This window comes from Paracraurococcus ruber (assembly GCF_004353985.1).
In the GTDB taxonomy this organism is placed as follows: domain Bacteria; phylum Pseudomonadota; class Alphaproteobacteria; order Acetobacterales; family Acetobacteraceae; genus Paracraurococcus; species Paracraurococcus ruber.
Window position 1 is genome coordinate 1 of record NZ_SMOA01000133.1, and the last position, 14,919, is coordinate 14,919.

A 14,919-nucleotide genomic window follows, 5' to 3' on the forward strand; every position below is an offset into this window, starting at 1 on the left:
CCGCCTGCCGCGCGGCCCGCGGCCATCGCCCGGCCGGGACGCGGCGGCGCCGCGGCCCGCGGGTCCGGGTCCAGACCCGCCGCGGCGCGCCGCCATCCCGGCCGGCTCAGCGGTAATGCACCGAATGCAGCTGCCGGCTGGCTTCCTCCGTCACCGCGCCGTCGAAGACGCGGGTGGTGAAGGCGGCACCGAGGCGCCTGGCTTCCTCCGGGAAGTAGTCGAAGGCGAAGCGCCGGGCATTCTCCAGCGAGTCGAACTCGTAGATCCCGCCCACCGAGTTGTTGCCGGCGCCCGATAGCCAGGTCTTGTTCACGAAGCCTGGCTGGGCGGCGAGCACGGGGTTCAGGTCCCGCCAGGGGGCCTGGTCGAAGGGCAGGGAGACCTGCACCTCGGTATAGACGAAGGCCTTGGGCATAATGGTCCTCTTCGGCAGCAGGGGCTGCGGCCGGCTGGCGGCGGCCTCACGGCGGTTGCATGACGACCGTGATGTGGTCACGCTGCATAACGATCGCCATGTGGTCAAGCACGAAATAACGATCGTCATGTGATCGGGGGAGAGCGATGGGTCATCCGGCCGGACGGAAGGAGGAAGGGCGTGCCCGCGTGCTGGCGGCGGCCGGGCGCGGCTTCCGCGCGCAGGGCTATGGCGGCATCGGCGTGGATGGGCTGGCCAGGGCGGCCGGCGTCACCTCCGGCGCCTTCTATGCGCATTTCGCCTCGAAGGCGGCCGCGTTCCGGGCGGCGGTCGTGGCCGGGATGCAGGACCTGCGGGCCGGCCTGGCGGCGCTGCGCGCCACCGGCGAAGGCTGGCGGGCGCGGTTCATCGGCTTGTACCTGGACGACCGGCGGACCTGCGACCTGGCCGAGAGCTGCGCCCTGCAGAGCCTGACCGGCGAGGTGGCGCGCGCCGATCCCGAGACCCGCGCCGCCTACGAGGCGGAGCTGCAAGCGGTGATCGCGGAGCTTGCCGCCGGGCTGGAGGGCGGGGCGGAGGATGGAACGGACCCCGGGCGCCGGGCCCGCGCCACGGCGCTGCTGGCGCTGCTGGCCGGCGGCGTCTCCATGGCGCGGGCGGTGCGGGACCCTGCCCTGGCCGAGGAGATCGCCGCGGCGGTGCGCGCGGCGGCGCTGCGGCTGGAGGGATGACGCCGCGGCGCTGGCGGTGATTGGCCGCGGCGCCACGGCCGGGCTTCAATGGCGCCCCCGTCGCAGGAGAAGCCCATGGCCCGCGTCCGCAACATCGAGAGCACCGAGCTGCCGCCCGACCTGGCCGAGATCTACGAGCGCTTTGCCGGCAGCTACGGCCCCTTCCGCAACCAGGTCGCGGTCTTCGCGCATGTGCCGGCGGCGCTGCGCCACCTGTTCCCGCTGCTGATGGAGCTGCGCGAGGCGAAGACGCTGCCGAAGCGGTACCTGGAGATCGCCATCGTCGTCGTCTCCAACCTCAACGCCTGCCACTACTGCGTCGCGCACCACAAGCCCTTCCTGGCGGTGGAGGGCATCTCGCCCGCGGGCATCGACCGCATCATGCAGTGGCAGGACCACCCGGAGCTGGACGAGACGGACCGGTTGGTCGTGCAATACGCCATCGCCGCCTGGGAAACGCCGAACCGCATCCCGGAGGCGCTGTTCCGCCGCCTGCGCGCCGCCTTCTCCGAGGCGCAGGTGGTCGAGCTGACGCTCCGCATCACGCTCTGCGGCTTCTTCAACCGCTTCAACGACGCGCTGCAGATCGAGGAGGAGGCGGAGGCGCATGCCGCCGTCGAGGGGCTGGCCGCGGGGGACTAGGCCGAATCGCGTTCCGTGCCGGGCGCCGCAGCGCCGTGGCCGCCGGATCGTCGCGTGGCGTCGTGCTCCGCGCCGCGCGCCGCCGCCGGCGATCCGCCTGGGAGGCCGGCCTCCGCCGGCGCGAGGGCGCGGAGATAGCCGCAGGCCATGGCCCGCATGTGCCGGCGCAGGGCAGCGACATCGAGCCGGTCCGGCCCGGCATCCAGCGCCGCCTGCATGAGCGCGGCGAGGGCGGTGGCAAGCATCCCCGCCGCCACCGCCGGCGCCGGCACCGCCGCGTCCCGGCAGGTGGCCAGCATCGCGCCGATGGCCGCCGCTGCCCGGATGCCGGCGGCGCGGACCAGCGCGGCGCCCTCGGCCTCGGCCATCGGGGCATGGAGGGCGAGCGAAACCTCGGCGCGCCGCAGCTTCGCCGCCAGGAAGGCGTCCAGCAGGGCGTCCACCATGTCCGCCAGCGCGGCGCCATGCCGCGCGGCGCAGGCCGCTTCCACCGCCGCCACCACCGCATCGAGATGTGCGCCGAGCAGGGCGGCGAGCAGCGCCCGCTTGTTCGGGTAGTACTGGTAGAGCGTGCCGACCGAGACGCCGGCCCGATCCGCCACGCGGGTGGTGGTGAAGCGGCCATAGCCGCCGGACAGCAGAACCTGAATCCCGGCTTCCAGGATGGCGGCGAGGGTGGCTTCGGCGCGCGCCTGGACCGGCCTTTTCCTTGGGGTCAGCGCCGCCGCGGCCGCAGCCCGCATGATGCGAATCCCGATATTCCGAAGGAAGCCTCATATACCGGGCAGCCCCTGCCGGAGCCAGACCGCCCATGCCCCTCGCTGCCCTGTCCCGCCCCACCCTGCTCGCCCTGTCCCTCGGCGCCTGCGCCATGCCCGAGGAGAGCCGCATGACCGCCGCCCCGACCCCGTCGCGGGCCGCCGCCTGCGACGCGCCCGCGACGGCCGCCGCGCGGCCCAGCCCCGATGCCGCGCGGCACGACCTGCTCTCCCACGCCGTCACCGCCCGCATCGCCGTGCCGCCGGACCGCTTCGCCGCCTGGTTCGCCGCGGCGCCGCTCGAGCGCCTGCTGCCCGGCACCGCCGACCTGCCGGGCGTGACCGGCACGGCGCCGCTCGGCAGCCTGCCCTTCCCGGAGCCGGGCGCCCGGCGGCTTGTCTGCCTGGCGGATGGCGGCACCGCGCTGGAGGAGGTGCTGGCGCATCTGCCCGGCCAGCGGCTGGCCTACATGGTCTGGGACTACAGCACGCCGGCGGCCCGGCCGATCGAATACGGGATGGGCGAGTTCCGCTTCGCCGCGGAGGCGGGCGGGACCCGGGTGGACTGGCGCTACGCCTTCGCCCTGCGGCAGGACCGCTTTCCGGGCTCGCTGGGCGCGCTGGGGCGCGGGCTGTTCCGGCTGGCCTTCCTCGACACCCGCTATGCGCGCTTCATGGCGGCCGGGATGGCGGCGATCGAGCGCGAGGCGCTGGCGGCGGCCCGGTGACCGGCGGCCGACCGCGCGGGCCGCCCCGCCAAGGACGGACCGCGGCGGTGCCGGCCGTGCCAGGCCGCGGCGCGGCCCGGCGCCGGGCTACCCGCGCACCGCCCGGATCGCCTGCCAGATGCTCTCGGCCGTCGCCGGCATCTGCACATGCGCGATGCCGAGCGGCCGCAGCGCATCCAGCACCGCATGCATCACCGTCTGCGGCGCGGCGATCGCGCCGGCCTGGCCGACGCCCTTCACGCCCAGCGGGTTGGACTGCGTCGGCGCCTCCCCGAACGCCACCTCCAGGTCCGGCAGGTCCGCCGCCCGCGGCAGGCAGTAGTCCATGAAGGATGCGCTGAGCAGCTGCCCGCTGGCCGGGTCGTAGGCGATGCGCTCCAGCAGCGCCTGGCCGATGCCCTGCGCCAGCCCGCCCTGCACCTGCCCCGTGGTGAGCAGCGGGTTCACCAGCGCGCCGTAGTCGTCCACCGCCTGGTAGCGCACCAGCGTGACGGCGCCGGTCTCCGGGTCCACCTCCACCTCCGCGCAATGCGCGCCGGAGGGGAAGGTGACGAGGTCGGAGAGGTTCATCGCCTCGGCATCCAGGCCGAGCTCCATCCCCTCCGGCACGTCCTGCGGGTCGCGGCTCGCCTCGATCAGCGCATCCAGCGTCAGCGCCGCGCCGGTCGCCGTCACGGTGAAGCAGCCCTCGGCGAATTCGATGCTCTCGGGCGAGACCTGCAGCAGGTGGGCGGCGATGGTGCGCGCCTTGTCGATCACCTTGTCCATCGCCAGGACCAGCGCGGTGGCGCCGACATGCAGCGACCGCGCGCCGCCATGGCCATTGCCGAAGCCGATCCGGTCGGTATCGGCCTGCACCAGGCGGAAGCGGGATTCCTCCAGCCCCAGCCAGGCGGAGGCGATCTGGGTGAAGCTGGTCTCCAGCCCCTGGCCGTTGTTCTGCGTGCCGATGCAGAGATCCACCATGCCGTCCGGCGCGAAGCGCACCGCCGCCCATTCGTGGGGCGCGCCACGGGAGGTCTCGAGGAAGCCTGCGATGCCCAGGCCGCGCAGCATTCCGCGCGACTCGCTCTCGGCGCGCCGGGCGGCGAAGCCCTCGCGGTCCAGCAGGGCGGCGAGGTCGGCCAGGTTGTCCCGCATCCGGCCGCCATCCATCAGCATCCCGGTGGCGCTGCGATAGGGGAAATCGGCGATGGCATTGCGCCGGCGGATCTCGATGGGGTCGAGGCCGGTCGCCTGCGCCGCCGCATCCACCAGGCGTTCGGTCAGGTAGTTCGCTTCCGGCTTGCCGGCGCCCCGGTAGGCATCGGTCGGGACGCTGTTGGTGAAGGCGCCTTCCACCTCGAGGAAGATGGCCGGGATGGCATAGATGCCGCCGATGGCGGTGGAGACGGAGTTGGTCGGCACCGCCGGCCCGAAGGGCGAGCAATAGGCGCCCATGTCGGCGGCCATGCGCGCCTGCAGCGCCAGGAAGCGGCCTTCCGCGTCCAGGGCCAGCCGCGCCACGCCCTGGAAGTCCCGCGCATGCACGGCGCCCTGGAATTCCTCGGTATGGTCGGCGATCCAGGCGACGGGTCGGCCGAGGCGGCGCGCCGCGGCGAGCAGGGCGACCTGCTCGGGGAAGAGGAAATTCTTCATCCCGAAGCCGCCGCCGACATCCGGGCAGCGCAGGCGGAAGGCGTCCTCCCGCAGGCCGAACACGGTCGCCAGCTGCCGGCGGATGCCATGCACGCCCATGCCGGAGAATTCCAGGTCGAAGCGCCTGCCGTCCCAGGTGGCGATGGCGCCGCGCGGCTCGATCGGCGCGGCATGGACGCGGTGGTTCACCAGGTCCAGCTCGATGATGCGCGCGGCCTTCGCGAAGGCGGCTTCGGTGGCGGCGCGGTCGCCGCGCTCGAACCGGAAGGCGCGGTTGCCGGGCGCCTGCGGCCAGAGCTGCGGCGCGCCCGCGGCCAGCGCCGCGCGGCTGTCCACCACCGCCGGCAGCATCTCGTAGTCGACGACGATGGCCTCGGCCGCGTCGCGCGCCGCCGTCGCGCTTTCCGCGACGACGCAGGCGACGGGCTCGCCGACATGCCGCACCATGTCGCGCGCCAGCGCCCAGCGGTCCGGGATGACCAGCGGGCCGACCGTGTTCACCACGGCGGGGCAGGGCAGGGGATGCAGCCCCTCCGCCGCCAGGTCGGCGCCGGTCAGCACCAGCGCGGCGCGCGCGCCGGACGTGTCCACCGACAGGATGCGGGCATGCGCGTGCGGCGAGCGCAGGAGGACGGCATGCAGCGCGCCCTCCGGCACCAGGTCCGCGATGTAGCGGCCCTGGCCGGTCAGGAAACGCGCATCCTCGATGCGGCGGCGGTTCTCGCCAATCATGCAGTGTCCCCGTCAGCGAGGGGGCCTCGCCCCTCGCGCTCCCCCACCTCGGGTCCCCTTGACGACGCGCAGCATCGCCAAGGGGACCCGCATCGCCCGAAGGGCCTCTGGAAACCTCGAGTCCTTCAGTCGACCTTGATCACCAGCTTGCCGAAATTCTTCCCCTGCAGCAGGCCGATGAAGGCTTCCGGCGCATTGCGCAGGCCCTCCACCACATCCTCCCGCCAGGTCATCCGTCCATCCGCCATCCAGCCCAGCATGTCCTGGCGGAACTGGCCGTAGCGCGGCCAGCCCTTGTCGCTGACGATGAAGCCCTCGATCCGCAGCCGCTTGCGCACCACGGCGCCGAGGTTCGGGCCGGGCGCGCCGCCGAAGCTGTCCGCGCCCTCCACCACATTGTACTGCGCGATGACGCCGCACATCACCATGCGGGCGAAGTCGCGCAGCCGCGGGAAGACCGCCGCCTGCACCTCCCCGCCGACATTCTCCCAGTAGACGTCGATCCCTTCGGGGCAGTGCTGGTCGAGCTGCGCCTTCAGGTCGCCGCGATGGTCGATGCAGGCGTCGAAGCCCAGCTCCTCCGTCACGTACTGGCATTTCTGCGGCCCGCCGGCGATGCCGATGACCTTGCAGCCGCGGATCTTCGCGATCTGCCCGACCACCTGGCCGACCGCGCCGGACGCGGCCGAGACCACCACCGTCTCGCCCGCCTTGGGCTGGCCGATATCCTCGAGCCCGACCCAGGCGGTCAGCCCCGGCATGCCGAGCACGCCGAGATTGGCCGAGAGCGGCGCCTCCTTCGGGTCCACCTTGATCAGCCCCGCGCCCTTGACGCAGGAGAAGCGCTGCCAGCCGAAGCCGCCCGCCACGCTGTCCCCCGGCGCGAAGCCCGGCGCCTTCGACGCCACCACGACGCCCGCCGTGCGGCCTTCCATCACCGAACCCAGCTCGACCGGCTTGGCGTAGCTCTTCGCGTCCGACATCCGGCCGCGCATATAGGGGTCGAGCGAGAGATACTGGTGCCGGACCAGCACCTCGCCCTCCGCCGGCTCCGGCGCCGGGGTCTCGACGATCTCGAAATCCTCCGGCACGGGCGCGCCCTTGGGGCGGCGGCGCAGCAGCACCTGCAGGTTGGGGTCGGCCATGGCGTCCTCCGGTCTTCCTGCCGGGAACATCGCCCCGCTTGCCCCGGCGCGGAAGGGGGCCATGTCCCCGGCATGACGGAACGTCAGACCGAACGGGTTGCGGACTATCCCCGGCCGCCGCGCCTGGAGCGCAGCCACCGCCTGGTGCGGATCATCCTGGGCGGGGAGGAGATCGCCCGCACCACGGAGGCCTGGCGGGTGCTGGAGACCTTCCACCCGCCCACCTGGTACCTGCCGCCGGCCGCCTTCCGCCCCGGCGTGCTGCGCCCTGCCCCGGGCGGCAGCCTGTGCGAATGGAAGGGCCGCGCCCGCTACTGGACCCTGGCCGCCGGCGGCCGGGTGGAGGACGCGGCCGGCTGGTCCTACCCGGACCCGACGCCGGCCTTCCGGCCGATCCGCGACCATGTCGCGGTCTATGCCGGCCGGATGGAGGCCTGCTTCGTGGACGAGGAGCGGGTGACGCCGCAGCCCGGTGGCTTCTATGGCGGCTGGATCACCGCCGAGCTGGTCGGACCCTTCAATGGCGGGCCCGGCACCCTGGGGTGGTAACCGCCGGAGCGTGGCTTTCGTATCAGCATTGCGGTCGCATGCCTTCGCGGCAATCCATTGGGATGGACCTTGACGCGACAATGGGCGACGCTGCGGGCGCAACTAACTTCGGGGGAGTCACCCTAATGCGTTTCAAGACCCTGTCGCTGGGGCTGCTCGGCGCCCTGGCCCTGGCAGCCTGTGATTCGGTGCAGGCGCCGAGCGGCCCGCCGGTTTCCGGCACCACCGCCGGCCCCGGCGCGGCGCCGCTGACGCAGCAGTCGCGCGACAACATGGGCGCGAACAGCGGCAACGCCTCGGCCGGCCAGGCGACCATCACCGGCACCCGTTCCGGCGGCGGCGAATCGGGCGGCGCCCGCCCGCAGATCGAGCGCACGGGCGCGGCGCCGGGCGCCGGCGTCGGCAGCCCGACGCCGCGGCCGCTGCCGAGCACCGGCGCCCGCCAGCAGGGCGGCGGCTGAGCCCGGCCACCCCGAGGTCCCCCGGATCGCCTGGAGCCGGTTGGCTCCAGGCGGCAACGGCGGGCGATGCGACGATGCGCCGCCCGCCCGGGCCGGCGCAGGGCATGGCGGCGGCGCGGGATCCGGCAGCGTCCCGCGCGCGGGACTGACGGGCACCGTTGCCTTGGGCCATCCGGCCCGGCAACCTGCACGGGGTCGGTGACCGCCGGCCGCGATCCGCGCGGCCGATCGGGCCCACCCCCGGCGCCGCCGGCATGCGCAGGCGGGCCCACTCTGTCCGGCCTAGGCCCGTGCGCAGGGCAGGGCAGGGGCCTCAGCCCAGCCCGGCCATCTCCCGCCACTCCGCCTCGCTCAGCACCCGCACGCCAAGCTCGGTCGCCTTGGCCGCCTTGCTGCCGGCATCGGCGCCGATCACCACGAAATCCGTCTTCTTCGACACGCTCTTCGTCACCTTGGCGCCCAGCGTCTCGGCCCGCGCCTCGGCCTCCGGCCGGGTCATCGTCTCCAGCGTGCCGGTGAAGACCAGCACCTTGCCGGCGAAGGGCGAATCGGCCGCAGCGGCGAAGTCGGCCGGCGCCGGCGTCACCTCGCTCGCCAGGTCGTCCAGCGCCGCCAGGTTCCGCGGCTCCTCGAAGAAATCCACCAGCTCCTGCGCGATGGCCGGGCCGATGCCCTGGATGGAGCCCAGCTCCTCCCGCGCCTCCGAGCCGATGACGCGCGCCGCCAGCATCCTCTCCCGCCATTCCGGCAGGGAATGGTAGTGGCGGGCCAGCAGCTTGGCATTGGCCTCGCCGATCCGGCGGATGCCAAGGGCGAAGATGAAGCGCTCCAAGGGCGGGCTGCGCCGCGCCTCGATGGCCGCGAGAAGATTGGCCACCTTGCGCGATTCCTCGGCCTTCTTGGCCCGCGCGCCCCAGCCTTCCCATTGCCGCATCCGGTCGGCATGCCGGGCCAGCCGGAAGATGTCGGCCGGGCTGCGCACCAGGCCTTCGTCGTACAGGGTCTGGATGTTCTCCTCGCCGAGGCCCTCGATATCCATGGTGTTGCGGGCGACGAAATGCTTGAGGCGCTCCACCGCCTGGGCCGGGCAGATCAGGCCGCCGGTGCAGCGCCGCACCACCTCGCCCGGCGGGCGAACGGCATGGCTGCCGCAGGCGGGGCACAGCTCGGGGAAGGCGAAGGGCGCGCTGTCGGCGGGGCGCCTGTCGAGGACGACCGAGACGACCTGCGGGATGACGTCGCCGGCGCGCTGCAGCACCACCGTGTCGCCGACGCGGACATCCTTCCGCGCGATCTCGTCCTCGTTGTGCAGGGTAGCGTGCTGGACCATGACGCCGCCGACATTCACCGGCTCCATCACCGCCCGCGGCGTCAGCGCGCCGGTGCGGCCGACCTGGATCTCGATCCGCAGCAGCCGCGTCGTGGCCTGCTCGGCCGGGAATTTCCAGGCGATGGCCCAGCGCGGCGCCCGGCCGACGAAGCCGAGGCGCGTCTGCCAGTCCAGCCGGTCCAGCTTGTACACGACGCCGTCGATGTCGTAGGCGAGGCCGGCGCGCTGCGCCGCCATCCTGGCCTGGAAGGCCTCGGCCGCATGCTCGTCCGGCAACAGCGCCGACAGCGGGTTCACCTGGAAGCCCCAGGCCTTGAGCCGTTCCAGGTAGCCGGAATGGGTCTCCGCGACCGGCTCGCTCGACTGCCCCTGCGCATAGGCGAACAGCCGGAGAGGCCGCCGCGCGGTGATCGAGGCGTCGAGCTGGCGCAGCGACCCGGCGGCGGCGTTGCGCGGGTTGGCCGGGATGCGGATGGCCTCGCCGACCCGCTCCCCGGCTTCCCGCCGCGCCTCGCGTTCGGCATGCAGCCGCGTCTGCTCCGCCTGGAATTCGAGGAAATCCGCCTTGGTCATGAAGACCTCGCCACGGATCTCGATGCGCGCCGGCGCCTCGCCCGCCAGGCGCTGCGGCAGCTCCGCCAGGGTGCGCAGGTTGGCGGTGATGTCCTCGCCTTCCGTGCCGTCGCCGCGCGTCGCGCCGCGCAGGAACACGCCCTTCTCGTAGGTGAGGTTCACCGACAGGCCGTCGATCTTCGGCTCGGCGACGAAGCGCAGCACCTCCTCCTCCGGCAGGCCGAGGAAGCGCCGGATGCTGCGGGCGAATTCGGCGAAGTCCGCCGCCTCGAAGGCATTGCCCAGGCTGAGCATGGGCGTGCCGTGGCGGGACTTGGCGAAGCCGGCGGCGGGCGGCGCGCCGGGCGGCGCGTCGCTCGGGCTCTCGGCCAGCTTCAGCTGCGGGAAGCGCGCCTCGATCGCCATGTTGCGGCGGCGCAGCGCGTCGTATTCGGCATCCGTGACCTCGGGCGCGTCCTGCTGGTGGTACAGCCGGTCGTGATGCGCGATCTCGGCGGCCAGCGCCGCCAGCTCCGCCGCGGCCTCCGCCTCGGTCAATGTCTCGGTCGGGCGGGCGCGGAGCCCCGGTTCGGTCATGCGCAATGCTCCGCAGCCAAGCGGTCCAGGGCGGCGCCGGCCAGGATCAGCCCGGTGAAGGGCCCCTCGGACGCCGAGCCGATGGCCTTGTAGAACAGCATCGCGTCCGCGTCGCCCTGGTCCACGCCCCACCACAGGCTGGCGGCGCCCTGCCGCCGCGCCGCCGCCGCCAGCCCGGCCATCAGCGCCCGGCCGATCCCGCGCCGCCGCGCCGCCGGCACGACATAGAGGTCGAGCACCATCACCGTGTCGGCCGCCCGTTCCGCGTCATAGACCAGGCCGCCGGTCACGAAGCCCTGCAGCGCATCCTCCGCGGCCGCGACCAGCAGCAGGGCGCGCGGCGCCGGACCCAGCAGGTCCCGCACCACGATGGCCGCCGTCATCGGCACCGCGGGCGCGCCGCCATCCAGGCTGTTGATGGCGTTGAGCAGCGCCGCGACCGCCCCGGCCTCCGCCGGCCGGGCGGGGCGGATCTCCGCCGCCGCCATTACAGCAGCGTCCCCTCCAGCAGGCTGTCGGCGGCGGCGCGGGCGGCATCCGTCACCCGCTCCCCGGCCAGCATGCGGGCGATCTCCTCCCGCCGCTCCCGCTTGTCGAGCGGCTCGACCGTGGTCGCGGCGCGCTCGCCCTTCACCCGCTTGGCCACGCGCAGCTGCTGCGACCCGCGCGCCGCCACCTGCGGGCTGTGGGTGACGACCAGCACCTGCAGCCGTTCCGCGACGCGCGCCAGCCGGTCGCCCACCGCCGCGGCGGTGGCGCCGCCGATGCCGGCATCCACCTCGTCGAAGATCAGCGTCGGCACCGGGGAGCCGCGGGCCAGCACCACCTTCAGCGCCAGCATCAGCCGCGACAGCTCGCCGCCCGAGGCGATCTTCTGCAGGTTGCCCGGCGCCTGGCCGGGATTGGTCGAGACCAGGAAGGTCACGCGGTCCATGCCGTCCGCCGACCAGCCGGATTCCTCGCGCGCCGCGACCTCGACGAAGAAGCGGGCGCGGTCGAGCTTGAGCGGCGGCAATTCCTTGGCCAGCGCCGTCTCCAGCCGCTTCGCCGCGGCCGTCCGCGCCGCGGTCAGCGCCCGGGCGGAGGCGAGATAGGCGTCGCGCGCCTCGGTCGCCGCGCGTTCCAGCCCCGCCACCCGCTCCGTGCCGGCATCCAGCGCGCCGAGCCTCTCCTTCTGCTGCGCGAGCAGCGCGGGCAGCTCCACCACCGCCACGCCATGCTTGCGGGCGGCGGCGCGCAGACCGAACAGCCGGTCCTCCAGCTGCTCCAGCCGCCGCGGGTCCGGCCCACCCTCGTTCAGCATCCGCTGCAGCAGCGTCTCCGCCTCGGCCACCGCATCCTGCGCCTGGGCCAGCAGGTGCAGGATCGGCTGCGCCTCCTCGTTCGGCGCCGGCAGGCGTTCCAGCGCGCGGGCGGCGCTGCGCAGCGCATCCGCCGGGCCGCCGCGGCGGCGGTCGCGCGGCTGCATCTCGGAGAGCGCCGCGGCGATGCTCTCGTTGCGCCGCTCGCCCTGCTGCAGGCGCTGGCGCTCCTTGGTCAGCTCCTCCTCCTCGCCCTCGACCGGGGCGAGGTCGGAGAGTTCCTGCACGGCATGGCGCAGGAATTCCTCGTCCCGCTGCGCCGCCGCGATCGCCTCCCGCGCCGCGACCAGGGTGCGGTCGGCGTCGCGCCAGGCGCGCCAGGCGCCGGCCACGGCGATGCGCGACTTCTCCAGGCCGCCGAAGGCGTCCAGCAGCCCGGCATGGGTGGCGGGATCGGCCAGCCCCACCTGGTCGTGCTGGCCCTGTACCTCCACCAGGGACGCGGCGAGGCGGCGCAGCAGGCCGACCGCGACCGGCTGGTCGTTGACGAAGGCGCGGCCGCGGCCATCGGCCTGCACCACGCGGCGCAGCACCAGCACCTCCTCCGGCTCCATCCCCTGCTCGGCCAGGATCGCGAGCGCCGGGTGGCCTTCCGGCGGGGCGAAGGCGGCGGCGACGGAGCATTGCGACTGCCCGCTGCGCACCATGCCGGCCTCGGCCCGGGCGCCGCAGGCGAGGCCGAGGCTGTCCAGCAGGATGGACTTGCCGGCGCCTGTCTCGCCGGTCAGCACGGTCAGGCCCGGGCCGAAGGCCAGGTCCAGCCGCTCGATCAGGACGACGTCGCGGATCGCCAGGGAGATCAGCATGCGCGACGGGCCGCCCGGCCCCTCAGAACACCCGGTTCCAGGCGCGGCTGAGCAGGCCGCGCCGATCCTCGGCCGCGGGGCCGGCGCCGGCGATGAGCAGCGCATAGCTGTCCTGGTACCAGGGGCTGCCGGGGAAGTTATGCCCCAGCACGGAGGCGGTCTTCTTCGCCTCCTCCGTCAGGCCGAGCGCGAGGTAGATCTCGGTCAGGCGGTGCAGCGCCTCCGGCACGTGGTTGGTGGTCTGGTAGTCCTCCACCACGCGGCGGAAGCGGCCGATGGCGGCGGCGAAGAGCCGCTGCCGCTGGTAGAAGCGGCCGATATTCATCTCCTTGCCCGCCAGGTGGTCGCGTGCCAGGTCGATCTTCAGCCTTGCGTCGCGGGCATAGGCGCTGTCGGGGAAGCGGTTCACCACGTCCTGCAGCGCCGCCATGGCCTGTTCCGTGGTGCGCTGGTCGCGCTGCGCGTCCGCGATCTGCTCGTAGTAGCAGAGCGCGCGGAGGTAGTAGGCATAGGCGATGTCGCGATGCGCCGGATGCAGCTGGATGAAGCGGTCCAGCGCGCCGGTCGCTTCCGTGTAGCGGTTGCGCTGGTACTCGGCATAGGCCGACATCAGCTTGGCGTTGGTCGCCCAGGTCGAATAGGGATGGTCGCGCTCGATCTGGTCGAAATAGTCGGCCGCCGGGGCGAAGCGGCGGGCCTGCAGCGCCTCCACGCCCGCGGCGTAGAGCCCTTCCGGCGTGTTGTCGAAGGTGGCGTTGCGCGCCATGCGCCGTTCGGCATCCAGCGTGCCCTGCTTGCCGTCCCAGCTTTCGAACCAGGAACAGGCGGGCAGGGCGGCAAGGCCGAGGCAGAGAGCGAGCAGGGTTGGGACGCGTCGGATCATCGTGGCCCGGGTCATGGAAGGCTGGGGCTGTATAGCACGCCATCCCGCGGGTCCACAGGACGCGTCGGGCGCCATGGTCCCGGCGCCCGGCAACGCCCCGGGCGAATCCGCATCGGACGCCGTCCGATGGCCAGCCCCGACCGCAGCCTGGATGCCGCAGCCTGGATGCGGACCAGTGCCGCGCGGCGCGGCCCTCGGGGGGACGCTTCGGGGGGCGCCATCCGGCGACGCGGCCGGCCGCGGGCCATGCCCGGCGGCCGCCGGGATCAGGCGACGGCGGCGGCCGCGGCGGCCGGCACCGGGATGCTGGCGCCGCCATCCACCGCCGCGAAGCCCGGCAGCGCGCGCCAATTCGCCGCATCCGCGAACAGCGCCCGCAGCAGGCGGTTGTTCAGCGCATGGCCCGAGCGGTGGCCGGTGAAGCGGCCGCGGATCGGCGCCCCGGCCAGCGCCAGGTCGCCCACCACGTCCAGCATCTTGTGGCGCACGAACTCGTCCGGCCGGCGCAGCCCGCCGGGGTTCAGCACCTCCGGCCCGTCCACCACCACGGCATTGGCCAGGCTGCCGCCCAGCGCCAGCCCGGCGGCGCGCAGCCGCGCCACGTCCTCGGCCAGGGTGAAGGTGCGGGCATCGGCCAGCCCGGCGCGGAAGACCTGCGGCGTGAGCCGCAGCGCCAGCGACTGCCGGCCGATGGCGGTGCCGGGGAAGTCGATGGTCAGGGACGCCTCGAACCGCTCGCCGGCGGTCGGCGCCAGTTCGGCCCAGGCGGCATCCGGCCCCGCACCGTCCTGCACCCGCACCGTCCGCAGGACCTCGATCCCCGCCGAGCCGAGGGAAAGGCCGCCGGCGGCGGTCAGGCCGACGCAGTCGATGAGGAAGACGAAGGGGGCGGCGGAGCCGTCGAGGATCGGCACCTCGGGCCCGTCCAGCTCGACCAGGGCATCGTCCACGCCGCAGCCGGCCAGGGCGGCCATCACATGCTCCACCGTGCCGATACGGTGCTGCGGCACGCCGGGCAGGGCCAGGACGGTGCAGAGCCTCGTGTCGGCGACATGGTCGTAGAGCGCCGGGATCTCGATGCCGAGGTCGGTGCGGCGGAAGCGGATGCCGGTGCCATGCGGCGCCGGGCGCAGCGTCAGCTGGACGCGGCAGCCGCCGTGCAGGCCGATGCCGACGCAGCCGATGGCGGCTTTCAGCGTCCGGCGGCGACCCGTCTCCAGTGCGATATACCCGTCCATGCCTGCCTCTGCGAACATCGGAAGCCTGCCCGGGGGCGGAACCTCCAGCCCATAGGTGGCATCGCGGATGGGCAGCGGCGAATAAAGGCTTGTTTCGTCATATTACGTCGCAAGCCACTGAAAAGACGCGAATTCCGCGCTGCGCAATTGCCCTTTGTCAGGCCGCGCGCGGCGGCCTGCGGACCATCGCGCGGGACTCGCGCGCGGCATCGGGCAAACGCCGGGCGGCGCTGGCCGGTTCGCCGGGGCGGCCGGCACAGGTCCGGGATCGGTGGGGAAGGCTGGGGGGAGGGGCCGCCGGGGCGCGGCGGCAGCCCGCCGCCGGCAGCGCCCCGCGGCCCTGGGCCGGCCGC

The 14,919-nt window shown here is 73.9% G+C and carries 15 protein-coding genes; 6 read left to right on the forward strand and 9 right to left on the reverse strand.

Annotated elements, in window-relative coordinates; translation table 11 throughout:
* Nucleotides 1–106: 106 nt before the first annotated feature.
* A complete protein-coding gene (locus tag E2C05_RS20110) occupies nt 107–415 on the reverse strand; it encodes a YdhR family protein (RefSeq protein ID WP_133221446.1) in 309 nt (102 codons plus the stop codon).
* 1 nt (nt 416) lies between these two features.
* On the opposite strand from E2C05_RS20110, the gene E2C05_RS35175 reads away from it, so the two are divergent.
* From E2C05_RS35175 to E2C05_RS20120, 3 genes are all read left to right on the forward strand, one after another.
* On the forward strand, nt 417–548 hold the full coding sequence (locus E2C05_RS35175) for a hypothetical protein (protein WP_274607383.1): 132 nt from the start codon (nt 417–419) through the stop codon (nt 546–548).
* Nucleotides 549–561: 13 nt separating this feature from the next.
* Nucleotides 562–1,146 (forward strand): TetR/AcrR family transcriptional regulator, encoded by a 585-nt coding sequence (locus E2C05_RS20115; RefSeq protein WP_133221447.1) that lies wholly within the window; start codon nt 562–564, stop codon nt 1,144–1,146.
* Between the two features lie 75 nt (nt 1,147–1,221).
* Complete coding sequence (locus tag E2C05_RS20120; protein WP_133221448.1) at nt 1,222–1,788, forward strand: carboxymuconolactone decarboxylase family protein; 567 nt, start codon at nt 1,222–1,224, stop codon at nt 1,786–1,788.
* Here E2C05_RS20120 and E2C05_RS20125 read toward each other — a convergent pair.
* Nucleotides 1,785–2,531: a TetR/AcrR family transcriptional regulator gene (locus E2C05_RS20125; RefSeq protein ID WP_133221449.1), complete on the reverse strand. Its 747-nt coding sequence runs from the start codon at nt 2,529–2,531 to the stop codon at nt 1,785–1,787. The genes E2C05_RS20120 and E2C05_RS20125 overlap by 4 nt on opposite strands.
* Before the next feature lie 68 nt (nt 2,532–2,599).
* On the opposite strand from E2C05_RS20125, the gene E2C05_RS20130 reads away from it, so the two are divergent.
* Nucleotides 2,600–3,274 (forward strand): SRPBCC family protein, encoded by a 675-nt coding sequence (locus tag E2C05_RS20130; protein ID WP_133221450.1) that lies wholly within the window; start codon nt 2,600–2,602, stop codon nt 3,272–3,274.
* Nucleotides 3,275–3,361: 87 nt separating this feature from the next.
* On the opposite strand, the gene E2C05_RS20135 is transcribed toward E2C05_RS20130, so the two are convergent.
* Together E2C05_RS20135 and E2C05_RS20140 are read right to left on the reverse strand one after the other, a co-directional pair.
* Nucleotides 3,362–5,644, reverse strand: coding sequence for a xanthine dehydrogenase family protein molybdopterin-binding subunit (locus tag E2C05_RS20135; RefSeq protein ID WP_133221451.1), 2,283 nt, complete (start codon nt 5,642–5,644; stop codon nt 3,362–3,364).
* A gap of 125 nt (nt 5,645–5,769) precedes the next feature.
* Entirely contained in the window at nt 5,770–6,789 is a 1,020-nt protein-coding gene (locus E2C05_RS20140) for an NADP-dependent oxidoreductase (RefSeq protein ID WP_133221452.1), read from the reverse strand.
* 72 nt (nt 6,790–6,861) lie between these two features.
* Here E2C05_RS20140 and E2C05_RS20145 point away from each other — a divergent pair, with 72 nt between their 5' ends.
* Both E2C05_RS20145 and E2C05_RS20150 read left to right on the forward strand, forming a co-directional pair.
* A complete protein-coding gene (locus tag E2C05_RS20145) occupies nt 6,862–7,338 on the forward strand; it encodes a DUF427 domain-containing protein (RefSeq protein WP_133221453.1) in 477 nt (158 codons plus the stop codon).
* 125 nt (nt 7,339–7,463) lie between these two features.
* Complete coding sequence (locus E2C05_RS20150) at nt 7,464–7,799, forward strand: hypothetical protein (RefSeq protein WP_133221454.1); 336 nt, start codon at nt 7,464–7,466, stop codon at nt 7,797–7,799.
* A gap of 313 nt (nt 7,800–8,112) precedes the next feature.
* Here E2C05_RS20150 and ligA read toward each other — a convergent pair whose 3' ends face one another.
* The 5 genes from ligA to lpxC form a co-directional block, all read right to left on the reverse strand.
* A complete protein-coding gene (gene ligA / locus E2C05_RS20155; protein WP_133221455.1) occupies nt 8,113–10,278 on the reverse strand; it encodes an NAD-dependent DNA ligase LigA in 2,166 nt (721 codons plus the stop codon).
* Nucleotides 10,275–10,766, reverse strand: a complete 492-nt coding sequence (locus E2C05_RS20160) for a GNAT family N-acetyltransferase (protein ID WP_133221456.1) — start codon at nt 10,764–10,766, stop codon at nt 10,275–10,277. Before E2C05_RS20160 ends, ligA begins: the two co-directional genes overlap by 4 nt.
* Nucleotides 10,766–12,445, reverse strand: coding sequence for a DNA repair protein RecN (gene recN, locus E2C05_RS20165; RefSeq protein WP_133221457.1), 1,680 nt, complete (start codon nt 12,443–12,445; stop codon nt 10,766–10,768). Before recN ends, E2C05_RS20160 begins: the two co-directional genes overlap by 1 nt.
* Nucleotides 12,446–12,467: 22 nt before the next feature.
* Nucleotides 12,468–13,328, reverse strand: coding sequence for an outer membrane protein assembly factor BamD (locus E2C05_RS20170; RefSeq protein ID WP_133221458.1), 861 nt, complete (start codon nt 13,326–13,328; stop codon nt 12,468–12,470).
* Between the two features lie 266 nt (nt 13,329–13,594).
* Nucleotides 13,595–14,566: a UDP-3-O-acyl-N-acetylglucosamine deacetylase gene (lpxC, locus tag E2C05_RS20175; RefSeq protein WP_133221459.1), complete on the reverse strand. Its 972-nt coding sequence runs from the start codon at nt 14,564–14,566 to the stop codon at nt 13,595–13,597.
* Between the last annotated feature and the right edge of the window lie 353 nt (nt 14,567–14,919).

Bases quoted from the DNA above. Each gene is read 5' to 3' on its own strand.
- E2C05_RS20110 (WP_133221446.1), bottom strand. From the start codon at position 415: ATGCCCAAGGCCTTCGTCTATACCGAGGTGCAGGTCTCCCTGCCCTTC.
- E2C05_RS35175 (WP_274607383.1), top strand. From the start codon at position 417: ATGGTCCTCTTCGGCAGCAGGGGCTGCGGCCGGCTGGCGGCGGCCTCA.
- E2C05_RS20115 (WP_133221447.1), top strand. From the start codon at position 562: ATGGGTCATCCGGCCGGACGGAAGGAGGAAGGGCGTGCCCGCGTGCTG.
- E2C05_RS20120 (WP_133221448.1), top strand. From the start codon at position 1,222: ATGGCCCGCGTCCGCAACATCGAGAGCACCGAGCTGCCGCCCGACCTG.
- E2C05_RS20125 (WP_133221449.1), bottom strand. From the start codon at position 2,531: ATGCGGGCTGCGGCCGCGGCGGCGCTGACCCCAAGGAAAAGGCCGGTC.
- E2C05_RS20130 (WP_133221450.1), top strand. From the start codon at position 2,600: ATGCCCCTCGCTGCCCTGTCCCGCCCCACCCTGCTCGCCCTGTCCCTC.
- E2C05_RS20135 (WP_133221451.1), bottom strand. From the start codon at position 5,644: ATGATTGGCGAGAACCGCCGCCGCATCGAGGATGCGCGTTTCCTGACC.
- E2C05_RS20140 (WP_133221452.1), bottom strand. From the start codon at position 6,789: ATGGCCGACCCCAACCTGCAGGTGCTGCTGCGCCGCCGCCCCAAGGGC.
- E2C05_RS20145 (WP_133221453.1), top strand. From the start codon at position 6,862: ATGACGGAACGTCAGACCGAACGGGTTGCGGACTATCCCCGGCCGCCG.
- E2C05_RS20150 (WP_133221454.1), top strand. From the start codon at position 7,464: ATGCGTTTCAAGACCCTGTCGCTGGGGCTGCTCGGCGCCCTGGCCCTG.
- ligA (WP_133221455.1), bottom strand. From the start codon at position 10,278: ATGACCGAACCGGGGCTCCGCGCCCGCCCGACCGAGACATTGACCGAG.
- E2C05_RS20160 (WP_133221456.1), bottom strand. From the start codon at position 10,766: ATGGCGGCGGCGGAGATCCGCCCCGCCCGGCCGGCGGAGGCCGGGGCG.
- recN (WP_133221457.1), bottom strand. From the start codon at position 12,445: ATGCTGATCTCCCTGGCGATCCGCGACGTCGTCCTGATCGAGCGGCTG.
- E2C05_RS20170 (WP_133221458.1), bottom strand. From the start codon at position 13,328: ATGATCCGACGCGTCCCAACCCTGCTCGCTCTCTGCCTCGGCCTTGCC.
- lpxC (WP_133221459.1), bottom strand. From the start codon at position 14,566: ATGGACGGGTATATCGCACTGGAGACGGGTCGCCGCCGGACGCTGAAA.